This window comes from Serratia sp. TSA_105.2, assembly GCF_052692115.1.
Window position 1 is genome coordinate 706,652 of sequence record NZ_JBQZFT010000002.1, and the last position, 14,878, is coordinate 721,529.

Genomic DNA, 14,878 nt, shown 5'->3' on the forward strand with positions numbered 1-14,878 from the left:
GGTTAATGATCAAGCTACAAATTAAAACCATGCCCAGAGGTGAGTACGGTCACACTTTGTCTATTGTTAGAAAAAATAACTTAATCGCCTGAATATTAGTTAATACAGACGGGAAAAAGCATTTATAAAAAAACTTCTAACAATGGCGATTTAATTCAACGAATTTTTAATCCAATCGGATAAAACGCATCTGGATCACATTATTCCCCCCCGGTATTTATACATTACAACGCAGAGGCGAATTAAATAAACCGTAGTGATAAAAGGACTGTATATGAAGGTCTCTAAACAACAATTACATCAGCTTATCCAGCAAAAAATTCACGCCGCCGGCCTGAGCCAGGAACACGCCGGCATCGTCGCCGACGTGCTGGTTCATGCCGATGCGCGCGGCATTCATTCTCACGGCGCGGTCAGGGTCGAATACTATTCCGAACGCATCAGCAAAGGCGGCACCAACAATCACCCGCATTTCACCTTTGAAAAAACCGGCCCCTGCAGCGCCATTTTCGACGGCGACAACGGCGCCGGGCACGTGGCGGCCAAGCTGAGCATGGATCGCGCCATCGAGATGGCGAAAGAGAACGGCGTGGCGGTGGTGGGCGTGCGCCGCATCGGCCACAGCGGGGCGCTGTCGTACTTCGTGCAGCAGGCGGCGCGCGCCGGCATGGTCGGCATTTCACTGTGCCAGTCCGATCCGATGGTGGTGCCGTACGGCGGCGCCGAGGTCTACTACGGCACCAACCCCATCGCCTTCTCCGCACCGGGCGAAGGCGATGAGCTGATCACCTTCGATATGGCCACCACCGTACAGGCCTGGGGCAAAGTGCTGGACGCGCGCTCGCGCAACGCCGCCATCCCCGACACCTGGGCGGTGGACGCCGAGGGCAAGCACACTACCGATCCGTTCGCCGTCAGCGGGCTGCTGCCGATCGCCGGGCCGAAAGGCTACGGCCTGATGATGATGGTCGACGTGCTGTCGGGCATTTTGCTCGGCCTGCCGTTCGGCAAACACGTCAGCTCGATGTATCACGATCTCAGCGCCGGCCGGGAATTGGGCCAATTGCATATCGTGCTGAACCCGGGTTATTTCACCAACGAATCCGCATTCCGTAAAAATATCAGCCAGGTCATGAAAGAATTGAATGCCGTTAAGCCGGCGCCGGGCGTCAGCAAAGTGCTTTATCCAGGGCAGAATAGCCATGCGCGTGAAATGGAAAGCGAGAAAAACGGTATCGAAATCGTCGACGATATTTATCAATACTTAATTTCAAATGCTATTTACCAGCGTTCTTACGACCATAAAGATCCCTTCGCCAGTTAACGCACTCTTATTATCGTGGGCTTTTTGCGCCGCGGCTCGCGGTTGATATGTCAGAGCCGGGGAGAAAAAAGAAAACCTTCATCAGCGCGCTCAGCGCAATAGGCTGGCCGGTGGCGTATATCCCCGCCCTGGCCGCATCGCCGCTGAGACACAACATGCGGGCAGGTAAACATGAAAGACTTCCAACAAGAAATCCGTGATATTTCCGGCTGGTTATCGAAAATCGGCGCCGACCCCAGCGGCGGCATGACGCGTCTGCTTTATACCCCGGAATGGATCGAAGCGCAGCACGCGTTGAGAAACGCCTTCGAGGCCGCCGGGCTGAACACCCATTTTGATGCGGTCGGCAACCTGTTCGGCCGACTGGAGGGCAGCAAATACCCCGACCAGGTGATTCTCTCCGGTTCGCACATCGACACGGTGGTCAACGGCGGCAACCTCGACGGCCAGTTCGGTATCGAAGCCGCCTTCATGGCGATCAAACACCTCAAGGACACCTACGGCCCGCCGCTGCGCAGCCTGGAAGTCATCGCGCTGGCGGAAGAAGAAGGCAGCCGCTTCCCTTATGTGTTCTGGGGCAGCAAAAACATCGTCGGCCTGGCCCGGCGGGAAGACGTGCAGCACATTACGGACGCCAAGGGCGTCGGCTTCATCAACGCCATGCGCGATGCCGGTTTCGATTTCCCCCCGCCGCATCAGCCGCTGCGCAGCGATATCGCAGCCTTCGTCGAGATCCACATCGAGCAGGGCAAGGTGCTGGAAACCGAAGGCAAAACCATCGGCGTGGTGACCAGCATCGTCGGCCAACGACGTTATGACGTGCGGCTGCAGGGCGAAGCCAACCACGCCGGCACCACCCCGATGAGTTACCGCCGGGATACCGTGCATGCCTTCAGCCGCATCTGCTGCGAATCGATCGCCAAGGCGCGCGCCGAGGGCGATCCGCTGGTGCTGACCTTCGGCAAGGTGGAGCCGAAGCCGAACACCGTCAACGTGGTGCCGGGCTTCACCCACTTCACCCTCGACTGCCGCCACACCGATCAGGCCGCGCTGCTGCGCTTCACGCAGGAGATCGAGCAGGATATCCAGCGCATCTGCGCCGAGATGGGCATCGAGGCCGAGATCGATCTGTGGATGGACGAAGCGCCGATCCCGATGAACGAACAGCTGGTGGCCTGCGTCAGCCGCCTGTGCGAAACGCAGCGGCTGAATTACCGCATGATGCACAGCGGCGCCGGGCACGACTCGCAAATCTTCGCCCCGCGCGTGCCGACGGTGATGATGTTCGTGCCGAGCATCGCCGGCATCAGCCATAACCCGGCGGAAAAAACCACCGTCGCCGATCTGAACGAAGGGGTGAAAATCCTGGCGCAGACGCTGTATCAGCTGGCCTACACCGAACAGGGGGCCGAGGCATGAGCAACGACATCGACCCGCGCTACTGGAAAAAGATCGTCGTCGTGCTCTGTCTGGGCTGGGCGGTGATCTGGATCTATCGCACCGTCCTGACGCCGATCTTCCCCGAGATCCAACAAACCATCGGCGCGCACTCCAATGCGGAAATGGGGCTGATCGCCAGCTTCTACTTCTTCGCCTATACCGGGATGCAGATCCCGGCGGGCATCCTGGTGGACAAATTCGGCAAGAAGGTGGTGCTGATCCCGGGCTTCTGCCTGTTCATCATCGCCACGCTGCTGATCGGCAACGCCACCAGCCTGACCATGGTCTATGCCGGCAGCCTGCTGGCGGGCATGGGTTGCGGCTCTTATTACGGCTCGGCCTACTCCCTGTCGTCGGAGAATATCCCGCTGGAACGCCGTGGCCTGGCGACCGCGGTAATCAACAGCGGCTCGGCGCTCGGCATGGCCATCGGCCTGATCGCCTCCAGCCTGCTGGTGAAAAGCTTCAACATGAACTGGCAGATCATGCTGTTCATCATCACCGGTCTGTTGGTGGTGATGACGCTGGTGTTCGCCGTGGTTATCAAAGGCTCGCAGCCTCAAGCCCCGGCGGCCGTCAGCCAGGCCGTTGCGCCGACGGCTGCCGAGCCCGAAGAGGACGGCCAAGCCAGCGGCCTGTTCAGCCTGCGTATGATCTCCGCCTACGCGATGTACTTCGCCACCTGCTACGGCTACTACATGATAGTCACCTGGCTACCCTCGTTCCTGCAGCAGGAGCGCGGCTTTGAAGGGGTGGCCATCGGCTTCTCCTCCGCCCTGGTGGCGTTCGCCTCGGTGCCGGGCGCGCTGTTCTTCAGCCGCATGTCCGACCGTTTCCGCAACAAGAAAGTGCAACTGATCATTTTCCTCGAGCTGTGCGCGGCGGTGATGCTGGTTTGCACCGTCATTTCGCCGGACTCCACCATGCTGCTGATCAGCCTGATCCTGTACGGGTTGCTGGGTAAACTGGCGGTCGATCCGATCATGATCTCCTTCGTCGCCGACAACGCGCCGAAGAAAGGCTATGGCACCAGCTTCGGCGTGTTCAACTTCTTCGGCATGTCCTCGTCGGTGATCGCCCCCTTCCTCACCGGCGTGATCTCCGACAGCACCGGCTCCAAGGTGATGGGCTTTTACATCTCCGCCGCCATCCTGCTGGTGGGCACCGCCATTTTCTTCACCGTCAACGTCTTGATGAAACGCACTACGGCAGCCCGAACGGCCACCGAGGCCTGACGGCGCTTTTTTACCGGGCGCCGCCGCGGCGCCCTTTCAACGATCAGGAGAATCAACGTGGGTTACTTCAACAATCAAACCGGTTATCCAACCGACATTCTGTCAACGCGCGCCATCATCAAACGCGGCAACTATGCGCTGATCCCGCCGAACGGTCTGGTGCGCAACGTCATTCCCGGTTTTGAAAACTGCGACGTCACCATCTTGTCGACGCCGAAACTGGGCGCCACCTTCGTCGATTATCTGGTGACGCTGCACGACTGCGGCCGCAACACCAAAGGCTTTGGCGGCGAAGAGCTCGAAACCTTCGTGTACGTCATCGACGGCGCCATCACCGCTTCCGCCGACGCCACCGACTACCCGCTGACCGCCGGCGGCTACCTTTACTGCCCGGCGGGCGTCACGATGCGGCTGGAAAACGCCAACGGCGGCCAATCCAGCCGCCTATTCCTCTACAAGCGCCGCTACCAGCGCATCAAGGGCTATGAAGCGCATGTGGTCAGCAACAACGTCGCCAACCTGGAGAAGATCCACTACGAGGGTATGAGCGAGGTGATCCTGCAGGATCTGCTGCCGAAAGATCTGGGCTTCGACATGAATATGCACATCCTCTCCTTCGCCCCCGGCGCTAGCCACGGCTACATCGAGACCCACGTGCAGGAACATGGCGCCTACATTCTCAGCGGTGCCGGCGTGTACAACCTGGACAATGAATGGATGCCGGTGAAGCAAGGCGACTACATCTTCATGGGCGCCTATGTGCAGCAGGCGGGCTATGCGGTGGGCCAGGAAACCTTCAGCTACATCTACTCCAAGGACTGCAACCGCGACGTCGAGCCGTAAGCGCTTCGCCGCCAAAACCAAGGCCACCTGCTCGCGCAGCGTGGCCTTCTTTTTTATCCCAATCGGCGGCCGATGCGCATCGCGCGGGCGACGTTGGCGGCGCTGTGCTGCAGGTTGAGTTCCCCTTGCGACAGCGCGACCTCCAGCGTACTCAGGCGCGGCAGAATGCTGAACATCGCGTCTATTCCCTGCGCGTGCAGCGCCTCCGCCCCGTCCTCCACCACGCCGGCCAGCGCAATCACCGGCAGGCCGCGCGCGCGCGCCAGACGGGCGACGCCGGACAGCGCCTTGCCGCCCAGCGTTTGGCTGTCGATGCGCCCTTCGCCGGTGATCAGCAAATCGGCCTCCGCCAGCGCCTGCTCCAGGCCCAGCGCCGCCATCACGATCTCGATGCCCGGCTTCAGCGTTGCGCCGAGAAACGCCTGGCAGGCGATCCCCATGCCGCCCGCCGCCCCGCCGCCGGCGACGTGCCGCACGTCGTGACCGGTGCTCTGGCGGATCACCTCGGCATACTGCGTCAGGCCCAGTTCCAACTGCGCCACCATCGCCGCCGTCGCGCCCTTCTGCGGCCCGAACACCGCCGCCGCGCCGCGCGGCCCCACCAGCGGATTGTCTACGTCGCAGGCGACCTCGATTCGGCACTGCCGCAGGCGCGCATCCAGCGTGCCGAGATCGATTCCGCTCAGCGTCGCCAGCTCGCCGCCGCCCCACGGCAACGCCTTGCCGTCCGGGCGGTAGAAGCGCCCGCCCAGCGCCTGCACCATGCCGACGCCGCCATCCACCGTGGCGCTGCCGCCAATGCCGAGGATCAGGTGGCGAATGCCCTGATCCAGCACATGCAGGATCAATTCGCCGGTGCCGTAGCTGGTCGCCAGCAGCGGGTTACGGCGCGCCGCCGGCGTCAGCATCAGCCCGCTGGCCGCCGCCATTTCGATCACCGCCGTCTTGCCGTCGCCGCTGACGCCGTAAAACGCCGCCACCCGTTCCCCCAGCGGCCCCGTCGCCGATACCGTCACCTTGCGCCCGCCGGTGGCGGCCACCAGCGCGTCCACCGTGCCTTCGCCGCCGTCGGCGATCGGCAGGCAGACGCACTCGGCATCGGGATAAACCTCGTGAAAGCCGCGCGCGATCGCCCGCGCCGCCCGCTCCGCGCTGACGCTTTCTTTAAATGAATCCGGTGCAATAACAATTTTCATGCTGCCTCCTTTATTCGAGACGAAATAAAAAATGGCCATGCCTTCCCCCGCTGAAATAATCAGATGAGAAATGCATGGCAAAATAAAATAGAACTGTTGTCGACTATTTAATTAAGATGAAGGAAAGTGTTATTTATTGACCCATTTCGCCGGCACGCTGTAGGTTAATATCGCCCCCAGTATCATCATTGTCGACAAGACGCACATCGCCGCCAAATTGCTGTGGGTCAGCTGTTTGAAATAGCCGATGATATAAGGTGAAATAAAACCGCCGATATTGGCGATGGAATTGATGAGCGCAATGCCCGCCGCAGCGCAGGTGCCGGTAAAAATGGCGTTCGGCAGGCTCCAGAACAGCGGCGACGGCACCAGGCTCGACGCCACCGCCACGCACAGCGCCGCCATCACCACGTGCTTGTTGTCCGGGAACAGGCCGATAAAGATCAGCGACACCGCGGCGATGCAGAACGGCACGATGATGTGCCAGCGCCGCTCGCGATGCTTGTCCGAACTGCGTGCGGCCACCAGCATCGCCACCACCGCCAGCATGTACGGCAGCATGGTCAGCAACCCGATATCCATCACCGAGGTCACGCCGGTGTCGCGAATGATGGTCGGAACCCAAAACGCCAGCCCCCCCTGGCCCATCACGGTGCAGAAGCAAATCAGCCACATTTTGGTGAACGCGGACGATCTCAGCATGCTTTTCATCGTCCATTCCTGCCCGCCGGCGCCGCCCTGGCGCGGCGCGCTCTGCGCCATATCCTCTTTGATCAGCGCCTTCTCCTGCGGGCTGAGCCACTTGGCGCTCTGATAGGTATTATCCAGGAAACAGAAGATGACGACGGCGATCAGCAGCGCGCGCGGGCCGCTGATAAAGAACAGCCACTGCCAGCCGGAGAGGTTCATCAGGCCGTTCATGTGCTCGATGATCCACCCACACAGCGGGCCGCCGATGATGTTGCTGACCGGGATGCCGCACACGAACAGCGCGGTCATCTTGGCGCGCTGGCTGGACGGGAACCACAGCGTCAGATAGAGGATCACGCCGGGGTAGAAACCGGCCTCCGCCAGCCCCAGCAGGAAACGCACCAGGTAGAATTGCCAGGGGTTGGTGATAAAGATGCTCAGCATCGAAATCGCCCCCCACACCACCATCAGCAGCGCGATGATCTTTCTGGCGCCGTAGCGGCTCAGCAGAATGTTACTGGGTACCCCGGCGATGATATAGCCGATGAAAAACACCCCGGCGCCCAGCCCGTAAACGGCTTCGGCCATCGAGACATTGCCGTTCAGAATATCGGGCATCATTTGAAATTTCGAAAACGAGATCCCAACCCGATCGAGATAACCGACGATATAGCTCACTAATAAAATGGGCATAATGCGCCAGGCGATTTTTCGATATAAACGGTTTTTGTCAGGGGCGGTAAGAATATCTTTATCAATAACAGCATTATCGGTTGCCATATTCAGTGTCTCCTCGGTTGGCATCCTGCTTTTTACTTTTTATTGTGCTGAATCATTTTTTATTGGATTGGCGGGGACCCTCTTTATTTATCATAAAGAGGGCGTTATTAATGTCGAACATCTCTGATTCTAACGATAAGCCGGCAAATCAAATGCCGGGGGTGCTCTTAGCCGGCCACCCGGTGGTTACCCATGATTTCCAGCGCCCGCACCAGCGCGGAGTGATCCAGCTCGCCGTCGCCATTGGCGGCGCAGACGTTGAACAGCTCCTGGCAGGTGGCGGTATTCGGCAGGCTGAGCGCCAGCGCCTTCGCGCCCTGCAGCGCCAGGTTGAGATCCTTCTGGTGCAGCGAGATACGGAACCCCGGCGCGAACGCCCGCTTGATCATCCGCTCGCCGTGCACCTCCAGAATGCGCGACGAGGCGAAACCGCCCATCAGGGCTTCGCGCACCCGGGCCGGATCGGCGCCGGCGCGCGAGGCGAAGACCAGCGCCTCGGAGACCGCTTCGATGGTCAGCGCCACGATGATCTGGTTGGCGACCTTGCAGGTTTGCCCGTCGCCGTTGCCGCCGATCAGCGTGATGTTCTTGCCCATCAGCGCCAGCAGCGGCTGCACCCGTTCGAAGGTCGCTTCCTCGCCGCCCACCATGATGGTCAGCGTGCCCTGTTTGGCGCCCACTTCGCCGCCGGAAACCGGCGCGTCCAGGTACTGGGCGCCCAGTTGGTTGATGCGCTGCGCGAACCGCTTGGTCTCCAGCGGTGAAATGGAGCTCATGTCCACCACCACTTTGCCGTTCAGCTTGCCGGCGGCGCAGCCGCGTTCACCGAACAGCACCTCCTCCACCTGCGGCGTATCCGGCACCATGATAAAGATCACGTCCGCCTCATCCGCCACCTGCTGCGGATCGCGGCAGGCGATGGCCCCTTGCTGCAACAGCGCCGCCGGCATCTCATGCCGGGTGTGGGCGTAAAGCGTATGCCCGCCCGCCAGCAGCTTTTCCGCCATCGGCGCGCCCATGATGCCCAGACCGATAAATCCCACTTTCATTTTCATCTCCTCAAGACAGGTATTTTTTAATCCATGACAGGCCGCTTTCCGTGGTGGTGAGCGGTTTGTATTCACAGCCGATCCAGCCGCGATAACCCATGCGATCCAGCTGCGCGAAGATAAACTCGCAGTTGATTTCACCGGTGCCCGGCTCGTGCCGCCCCGGGTTGTCGGCGACCTGAATGTGGTCGATCTTCGCCAGCAGGCGCTCAAGGGTCTGCGTCAGCTCTCCCTCCATGCGCTGCATGTGATAAAGGTCGTACTGCAGATACAGGTTAGGGCTGCCGATCGCCTCGATCAGTTCGATCGCCTGCCGGGAGGTTTGCAGGTAGAACTGCGGCATGTCGTAGCGGTTGATCGGTTCGATCAGCAGACGGATATTCTGTCGCGCCAGAGTGTTGGCGGCGTAGCTCAGGTTCTCCTTTACCCGTTCGTCGGTGGCGTGGCGACCGACGGCGGGATCTGGATTGCCGATCAGACAGTTGATGCGATCGCAGCCCAGCGCCTGCGCATACTCGATCGCGCGCCCGACGCCGTCGCGGAACTCCGCTTCGCGCCCCGGCAAGCAGGCGATGCCCCGCTCGCCCGCCGCCCAGTCGCCGGCCGGCAGGTTGAACAGCACCTGGCTCAGGCGATGCGCCTCCAGTTCGCTGCGCAGCGCGGCGATCGGGTAGTCATAGGGGAACATGTATTCCACCGCGCTGAAGCCCTGCTCTTTCGCCCTGCGGAAGCGCTGCATGAAATCGACTTCGGTGAACAGCATGGACAGATTGGCTGAAAATTTCGGCATGGTAAGGCTCCTCAACGGTAATCAAAGAAGTTGACCGAGGTCGGCGCGTCTTCCGGCGTTGCCGCCACCGGTTCGAACTCGTTGACGTTATCCAGCTCGGTGCCCATGGAAATATTGGTGACGCGCTCCAGGATGATTTCCACCACCACCGGCACCCGGTGCTGCTGCATCAGCTCCTGGGCCTGACGGAACGCCGGCGCGATCTCTTCCGGTTTGAACACCCGCAGCGCCTTGCAGCCCAGTCCTTCCGCCACCTTGACGTGATCGACGCCGTACTCGCCAATCTCCGCATTGTTGATGTTTTCAAACGACAGCTGCACGCAGTAATCCATGTCGAACCCGCGCTGCGCCTGGCGGATCAGCCCCAGATAGGCGTTGTTCACCAGCACGTGGATGTAGGGCAGCTTGAACTGTGCGCCGACCGCCAGCTCTTCAATCATAAATTGGAAATCATAGTCGCCCGACAGCGCGACCACCTTGCGCTGCGGATCGGCGGCGCATACGCCCAGCGCCGCAGGCAGCGTCCAGCCCAGCGGGCCGGCCTGGCCGGCGTTGATCCAGTGACGCGGTTCGAAAACGTGCAGCATTTGCGCGGCGGCGATCTGCGACAGCCCGATGGTGGTGACGTAGCAGGCGTCACGGCCGAAGGCGCGGTTCATCTCTTCATACACCCGCTGCGGCTTGACCGGCACGTTGTCGAAGTGGGTTTTGCGCAGCAGCGTTTGCTTGCGCTGCAGACAGGCGGCGCACCAGGCGTCGCGATTCGGCAACTCACCGCGCTCGAAGCGGCGCTTTGCCGTATCCACCAGCATTTGCAGCGCGATGCGCGCGTCGGAGACGATGCCCAGATCCGGGCAGATCACCCGGCCAATCTGCGTCGGCTCAATATCGATGTGCACCACCTTGCGCCCGGCGGTGTACTTGTCCACCGAGCCGGTGTGGCGGTTGGCCCAGCGGTTGCCGATGCCGAACACCAGATCCGAATCCAGCAGGTTGGCGTTGCCGTAGCGGTGCGAGGTTTGCAGGCCCGCCATGCCCGCCATCAGCGGGTGATCGTCCGGAATGGCGCCCCAGCCCATCAGCGTCGGGATCACCGGCACATTGCAGATCTCCGCCAGCTGCTGCAGCAGATCCGCCGCATCGGCGTTGTGAATGCCACCGCCGGCGATGATCAGCGGTTTTTTCGCCGCGCACAGCAGATCCAGCGCTTTGTCGATCTGCATCTGGGTGGCCGCCGGCTTATAGGCGGGCAGCGACGAGTAGGTGTCCGGATCGAACTCGATCTCCGCCATCTGCACGTCGAAAGGCAGGTCGATCAGCACCGGGCCCGGCCGGCCGGAGCGCATCAGGTGGAACGCCTGCTGCAGCACGCGTGGCACCAGCGCCGGTTCCTGCACGGTGACCGCCATCTTGGTCACCGGCTTGGCGATCGATTCGATGTCTACCGCCTGAAAATCTTCTTTGTGCAAACGCGCACGCGGCGCCTGGCCGGTGATGCACAGGATCGGGATCGAATCGGCGGAGGCGGAGTAAAGGCCGGTGATCATGTCGGTGCCCGCCGGGCCGGAGGTGCCGATGCACACGCCGATGTTGCCGGCGGCGGCGCGGGTGTACCCTTCCGCCATGTGCGAGGCCCCTTCCACGTGCCGCGCCAGGTAGTGTTTGATGCCGCCGTGCCGCCGCATAGCATCGTAGAACGGGTTGATCGCCGCGCCGGGCACGCCGAACGCGGTGGTGATCCCTTCTTTTTCCAGCACGTGCATTGCCGCGTCTACCGCTCGCATAATTGCCATGTGATGCTCTCCTTAATTTATTGGAAAATTTTTCCAACTTAAAATTACGGTCAAAAAAACCCGTTTGCTCATCAAACGGGGAGTCTTGTTCCGCGCCGGTTCAGCCCGGCGCGCGACGTTTACGCCTTGCTGCGCGATTCGCCCAGCGCGGCGCTGATGTCTCTGGCCACTTCACCCACCAGTTCGCCCAGCTCCTTGAACCGCTCCTTGCCGACCCGCGAACTCGGCCCGGAGATGGAGATGGCGGCGATCACGTTGTTGTTGCGATCGAAAATCGCCGAAGCCAGGCAGTTCAGGCCAAGCGCGTGCTCTTCATCGTCGATGGTGTAGCCCTGCGCCAGCGACTGATGCAGATCCTTGCGCAGCAGGTTCACGCTGGTCAGCGTCTTGGGCGTGTAAGATTGCAGCCCCGAACGCACGATCAGATCCAGCATCTCCTCTTCCGCCAGCGGGTACAGCAGCGCTTTGCCGGCGCCCGAGGCGTGCAGCGGCAAGCGGCTGCCCAGCGGCGCGCACATGCGCACCATCGCCTGGCACTCGCATTGGCGAATCAGCACCGCGTCGAAATTGTTGCGGATCGCCAGGTTGGCGGTCTCGCCGGACAGCAACATCAGCCGACGCATGAACGGCCCGGCCACCGATACCACGTCGCGATCGTTCATGTAAGCGGAACCGACGGTGAACGACTGAATGCCGATATGCCACCAGCCCAGCTGTGGATCCTGAAAGACGAATTCCGATTTCTCCAGCACTTTCAACAATCTGAAGGTGGTAGACAGCGGCAGCTCCAGCTTTTCGGACAGCACGGAAACCGACGAACTCCCCCCGGCGTTGGCCAGGTACTGGAGGATCTCCAGCCCGCGATCCAACGCCTGCGCCCCTTTGGTGGCGCCGGCTTCGGTGGCGGGTCGTCCTTTCCTGCGTAATTCGGTCATTCAAGCTTCCTTTGTCAGTAACGGCATGGGTGACGCTATGATAAACGCCCTGCGCGGCGTGCGGCCAGCGCTATGCCAAAACTATGCGATACGGCTCCGGCAAGCGGCTGACCACGCAGTTGTCGGCACCTGCGCGATCGATGGTGAAAAAGTCGGTGACCTTCGCATAGGCAAACAGCGGATGGTGCCAGACATTGCGGTGATAGTTAATTCCCTGCTTGCCGTTGGTGATAAAGGCGCGCAGCGTGCCGATGGGGATGGTGTCGCCCGGTTCGGCGACGATCACCACGAAGCGTTCGCCGTTCATCGGCACAAAGGCCTGCGACGAGAGCGGATGCTTTTCCAACAGGGAAAAGGTCATCGGCAGATCGCAGGGTTCCGCCCGGTTGATGCTGGCCAGCACCCGGTTGCCGTCGGACACCTCTATCTTGGCGAGATCGTGATAACGCTCGGTTTTTCCGTCATTGATATGAAAGAAACGCGAGCCCTCTATCTGCAATACATCGCCGTAAGGCGCAAAGGCCGCCGGCGTTAATTCTTCGATGACTAAATCCATGTAATTCTCCCAAGCGCATGACCCAGACGGCGATTGAACGGCGATATTTCACCCAACGCCTTCACTCTAGACAGCGCGTGGTGAATTTGACAGCATTTTTTTGGAAAATTTTTCCACAATAAGATCACCCGCACACTTTACGATCGAAGAGCCATATTAGTTGCTTTAAATCAATGAATTAAAAAACCGCCCAATTCATCATCGGGCAAAATGGGGCGGCGCGCATTCATCACTATCGGGTGATTCTGTGACCGGGATCGTGGGGTTGGGCTTTGCCGCTGCCTATCGCGCCGCAACATCAGTAGATTCTTCTCACCGATAACCGAAAAGGCGGTGTCAGCCAAGGACCCCTCATGCTGGATCACGAAACCATTCGTTCGTTTATCAAAGTTGCCGAGTGCCAAAGTTTCTCCCGCGCGGCGGAGCTGCTGCACAAAACCACCGCCACCATCAGCTACCGCATCAAAACGCTGGAGGAGAGCATAGGCACGCAGCTATTTATCCGCACCACCCGCACCGTCAACCTGACGCCGGCCGGAGAGTATTTGCTGGAGCGCTGCCGCCAGTGGCACACCTGGCTGGACGCCATGCCGGGCGAACTGCGGCAAATCAACGACGGCGTAGAGCACCAGGTGAATATCGTTGTCAACAACCTGCTGTATGACGCCGCCGCCGTGGCCGGGCTGTTGGCCCACCTGCACGCCAAATACCCGTTCACCCAATTTCACATTTCCCGCCAGGTGTACATGGGCGTGTGGGACGCGCTGCTGAATGAGGATTGCCATCTGGCGATCGGGGCGGCGGGCAATGAATCGCTGGAAAACAGCATCAAGGTGCTGCCCCTGGGCAAGATCGATTGGGTGTTCGCCATCGCGCCGACGCACCCGCTGGCCGCCGCCGCCGATCCGCTGAACGAAACGCAGCTGCGCCCTTACGCGGCGATCAACGTCGAAGATACCGCGCGCCATTTGGCCAAACGCACCGCCTGGCTGCTGTCGGGCCAGCAGGAGATCAAAGTGCCGGACCTGCGCACCAAGCTGGAGTGCCATCTGCGCGGTCTCGGGATCGGTTTCCTTCCGCGCCAGCTGTGCCAAACTTACCTTGATAGTGGTGAGCTGGTGGCTAAGCAGCTCAAATATCCACGCCAGCCCTCTCCCCTGTCGCTGGCCTGGTCCGATGCTCGCGGCGGTGAAGCGGTGCGTACCCTGATCGGCCTGTTCCAGACGCGGGATCCGCTGATCGCGGGTTTGGTCAGCGCCCTGGATTAAGTCGCGGTAACGGTAGGCATTTTTCCGGCGCTGACGTAATATCTGTTTACATATGTCTGACAGGAGGTTTGCATGCTTACTTTTATTCCCATCGTGATCGTCGTCGCACTGATTGTGGTGTTCGCCGGCGTCAAAATTGTGCCGCAGGGGTTCCAATGGACGGTAGAACGCTTCGGCCGCTACACCAAAACGCTGATGCCGGGCCTGAACCTGGTGGTGCCGTTCATGGACCGCATCGGCCGCAAAATCAACATGATGGAGCAGGTGCTGGACATTCCCTCGCAGGAGGTGATTTCCCGCGATAACGCCAACGTCGCCATCGACGCGGTGTGCTTTATCCAGGTGGTCGATCCGGCGCGCGCCGCCTACGAGGTCAGCAACCTCGAACAGGCGATCGTCAACCTGACCATGACCAACTTCCGTACCGTGCTCGGCTCGATGGAGCTGGACGAAATGCTGTCGCAACGAGACAGCATCAATAGCCGCCTGCTGCACATCGTCGATGAAGCGACCAATCCGTGGGGGGTGAAAATCACCCGTATCGAGATCCGCGACGTGCGGCCACCGGCGGAACTGATCGCCTCGATGAACGCCCAGATGAAGGCCGAACGTACCAAACGCGCCGACATCCTCGAGGCGGAAGGGGTGCGCCAGGCGGCCATTCTGCGCGCCGAAGGGGAGAAACAATCGCAGATCCTGAAGGCCGAGGGCGAACGCCAGTCGGCGTTCCTGCAGGCGGAAGCGCGTGAACGCGCCGCCGAGGCCGAGGCGCGCGCCACCCAGCTGGTGTCCGACGCCATCGCCAGCGGTAACATTCAGGCGGTGAACTACTTCGTGGCGCAGAAATACACCGACGCGCTGCAGAAGATCGGTTCCTCCAACAACAGCAAAGTGGTGATGATGCCGCTGGACGCCAGCAGCCTGCTCGGCTCGATCGGCGGCATTACCGAACTGCTGAAAGAAAGCAAAGGCAAATAAT

Annotated in this window: 13 protein-coding genes; 6 read left to right on the forward strand and 7 right to left on the reverse strand. The window is 60.6% G+C overall.

From position 1 onward, the window contains the following. The first annotated feature begins 274 nt into the window (after nt 1-274). The 4 genes from allD (at nt 275) to allE (ending at nt 4,842) form a co-directional block, all read left to right on the forward strand. Complete coding sequence (gene allD, locus ACUTSC_RS09820) at nt 275-1,324, forward strand: ureidoglycolate dehydrogenase (protein ID WP_015376901.1); 1,050 nt, start codon at nt 275-277, stop codon at nt 1,322-1,324. 171 nt (nt 1,325-1,495) lie between these two features. Beyond that, nucleotides 1,496-2,743: an allantoate deiminase gene (gene allC, locus ACUTSC_RS09825; RefSeq protein WP_445653300.1), complete on the forward strand. Its 1,248-nt coding sequence runs from the start codon at nt 1,496-1,498 to the stop codon at nt 2,741-2,743. Next, a complete protein-coding gene (locus ACUTSC_RS09830; protein ID WP_107227204.1) occupies nt 2,740-3,999 on the forward strand; it encodes an MFS transporter in 1,260 nt (419 codons plus the stop codon). Before allC ends, ACUTSC_RS09830 begins: the two co-directional genes overlap by 4 nt. Before the next feature lie 57 nt (nt 4,000-4,056). Next, nucleotides 4,057-4,842 carry a (S)-ureidoglycine aminohydrolase gene (gene allE / locus ACUTSC_RS09835; protein ID WP_063991010.1) on the forward strand — a complete coding sequence of 262 codons (786 nt, stop codon included), beginning with the start codon at nt 4,057-4,059 and terminating at the stop codon, nt 4,840-4,842. A gap of 53 nt (nt 4,843-4,895) precedes the next feature. On the opposite strand, the gene ACUTSC_RS09840 is transcribed toward allE, so the two are convergent. The 7 genes from ACUTSC_RS09840 to ACUTSC_RS09870 all read right to left on the reverse strand — a co-directional run bounded on the left by ACUTSC_RS09840 (nt 4,896) and on the right by ACUTSC_RS09870 (nt 12,631). Then, on the reverse strand, nt 4,896-6,038 hold the full coding sequence (locus ACUTSC_RS09840; RefSeq protein ID WP_197766792.1) for a glycerate kinase: 1,143 nt from the start codon (nt 6,036-6,038) through the stop codon (nt 4,896-4,898). Between the two features lie 129 nt (nt 6,039-6,167). Further along, complete coding sequence (locus ACUTSC_RS09845) at nt 6,168-7,421, reverse strand: MFS transporter (RefSeq protein WP_443006781.1); 1,254 nt, start codon at nt 7,419-7,421, stop codon at nt 6,168-6,170. Nucleotides 7,422-7,675: 254 nt separating this feature from the next. Next, complete coding sequence (glxR, locus tag ACUTSC_RS09850) at nt 7,676-8,557, reverse strand: 2-hydroxy-3-oxopropionate reductase (RefSeq protein WP_443003464.1); 882 nt, start codon at nt 8,555-8,557, stop codon at nt 7,676-7,678. 10 nt (nt 8,558-8,567) lie between these two features. Then, the gene (gene hyi, locus ACUTSC_RS09855) at nt 8,568-9,347 is read right to left on the reverse strand and encodes a hydroxypyruvate isomerase (RefSeq protein ID WP_197766795.1); all 780 of its coding nucleotides are present in this window, start codon (nt 9,345-9,347) and stop codon (nt 8,568-8,570) included. Nucleotides 9,348-9,358: 11 nt separating this feature from the next. Then, nucleotides 9,359-11,140: a glyoxylate carboligase gene (gcl, locus tag ACUTSC_RS09860; protein ID WP_041033709.1), complete on the reverse strand. Its 1,782-nt coding sequence runs from the start codon at nt 11,138-11,140 to the stop codon at nt 9,359-9,361. A 119-nt stretch (nt 11,141-11,259) separates the two neighbouring features. Then, on the reverse strand, nt 11,260-12,075 hold the full coding sequence (gene allR, locus ACUTSC_RS09865) for an HTH-type transcriptional repressor AllR (protein ID WP_038875050.1): 816 nt from the start codon (nt 12,073-12,075) through the stop codon (nt 11,260-11,262). A gap of 70 nt (nt 12,076-12,145) precedes the next feature. Further along, nucleotides 12,146-12,631: an ureidoglycolate lyase gene (locus ACUTSC_RS09870; protein ID WP_142109377.1), complete on the reverse strand. Its 486-nt coding sequence runs from the start codon at nt 12,629-12,631 to the stop codon at nt 12,146-12,148. Between the two features lie 353 nt (nt 12,632-12,984). Here ACUTSC_RS09870 and allS point away from each other — a divergent pair, with 353 nt between their 5' ends. Together allS and ACUTSC_RS09880 are read left to right on the forward strand one after the other, a co-directional pair. Next, nucleotides 12,985-13,899 (forward strand): HTH-type transcriptional activator AllS, encoded by a 915-nt coding sequence (gene allS / locus ACUTSC_RS09875; protein ID WP_060423483.1) that lies wholly within the window; start codon nt 12,985-12,987, stop codon nt 13,897-13,899. 72 nt (nt 13,900-13,971) lie between these two features. Continuing rightward, nucleotides 13,972-14,877 (forward strand): SPFH domain-containing protein, encoded by a 906-nt coding sequence (locus tag ACUTSC_RS09880; RefSeq protein WP_004940203.1) that lies wholly within the window; start codon nt 13,972-13,974, stop codon nt 14,875-14,877. The last annotated feature ends 1 nt before the right edge of the window (nt 14,878 follow it).

Excerpts from the sequence above, each read along its gene's own strand:
- ACUTSC_RS09845 (WP_443006781.1), bottom strand. The coding sequence starts at position 7,421 with ATGCCCATTTTATTAGTGAGCTATATCGTCGGTTATCTCGATCGGGTT.
- ACUTSC_RS09880 (WP_004940203.1), top strand. The coding sequence starts at position 13,972 with ATGCTTACTTTTATTCCCATCGTGATCGTCGTCGCACTGATTGTGGTG.
- allC (WP_445653300.1), top strand. The coding sequence starts at position 1,496 with ATGAAAGACTTCCAACAAGAAATCCGTGATATTTCCGGCTGGTTATCG.
- allD (WP_015376901.1), top strand. The coding sequence starts at position 275 with ATGAAGGTCTCTAAACAACAATTACATCAGCTTATCCAGCAAAAAATT.
- glxR (WP_443003464.1), bottom strand. The coding sequence starts at position 8,557 with ATGAAAGTGGGATTTATCGGTCTGGGCATCATGGGCGCGCCGATGGCG.
- ACUTSC_RS09840 (WP_197766792.1), bottom strand. The coding sequence starts at position 6,038 with ATGAAAATTGTTATTGCACCGGATTCATTTAAAGAAAGCGTCAGCGCG.
- allR (WP_038875050.1), bottom strand. The coding sequence starts at position 12,075 with ATGACCGAATTACGCAGGAAAGGACGACCCGCCACCGAAGCCGGCGCC.
- allS (WP_060423483.1), top strand. The coding sequence starts at position 12,985 with ATGCTGGATCACGAAACCATTCGTTCGTTTATCAAAGTTGCCGAGTGC.
- ACUTSC_RS09870 (WP_142109377.1), bottom strand. The coding sequence starts at position 12,631 with ATGGATTTAGTCATCGAAGAATTAACGCCGGCGGCCTTTGCGCCTTAC.
- ACUTSC_RS09830 (WP_107227204.1), top strand. The coding sequence starts at position 2,740 with ATGAGCAACGACATCGACCCGCGCTACTGGAAAAAGATCGTCGTCGTG.
- gcl (WP_041033709.1), bottom strand. The coding sequence starts at position 11,140 with ATGGCAATTATGCGAGCGGTAGACGCGGCAATGCACGTGCTGGAAAAA.
- hyi (WP_197766795.1), bottom strand. The coding sequence starts at position 9,347 with ATGCCGAAATTTTCAGCCAATCTGTCCATGCTGTTCACCGAAGTCGAT.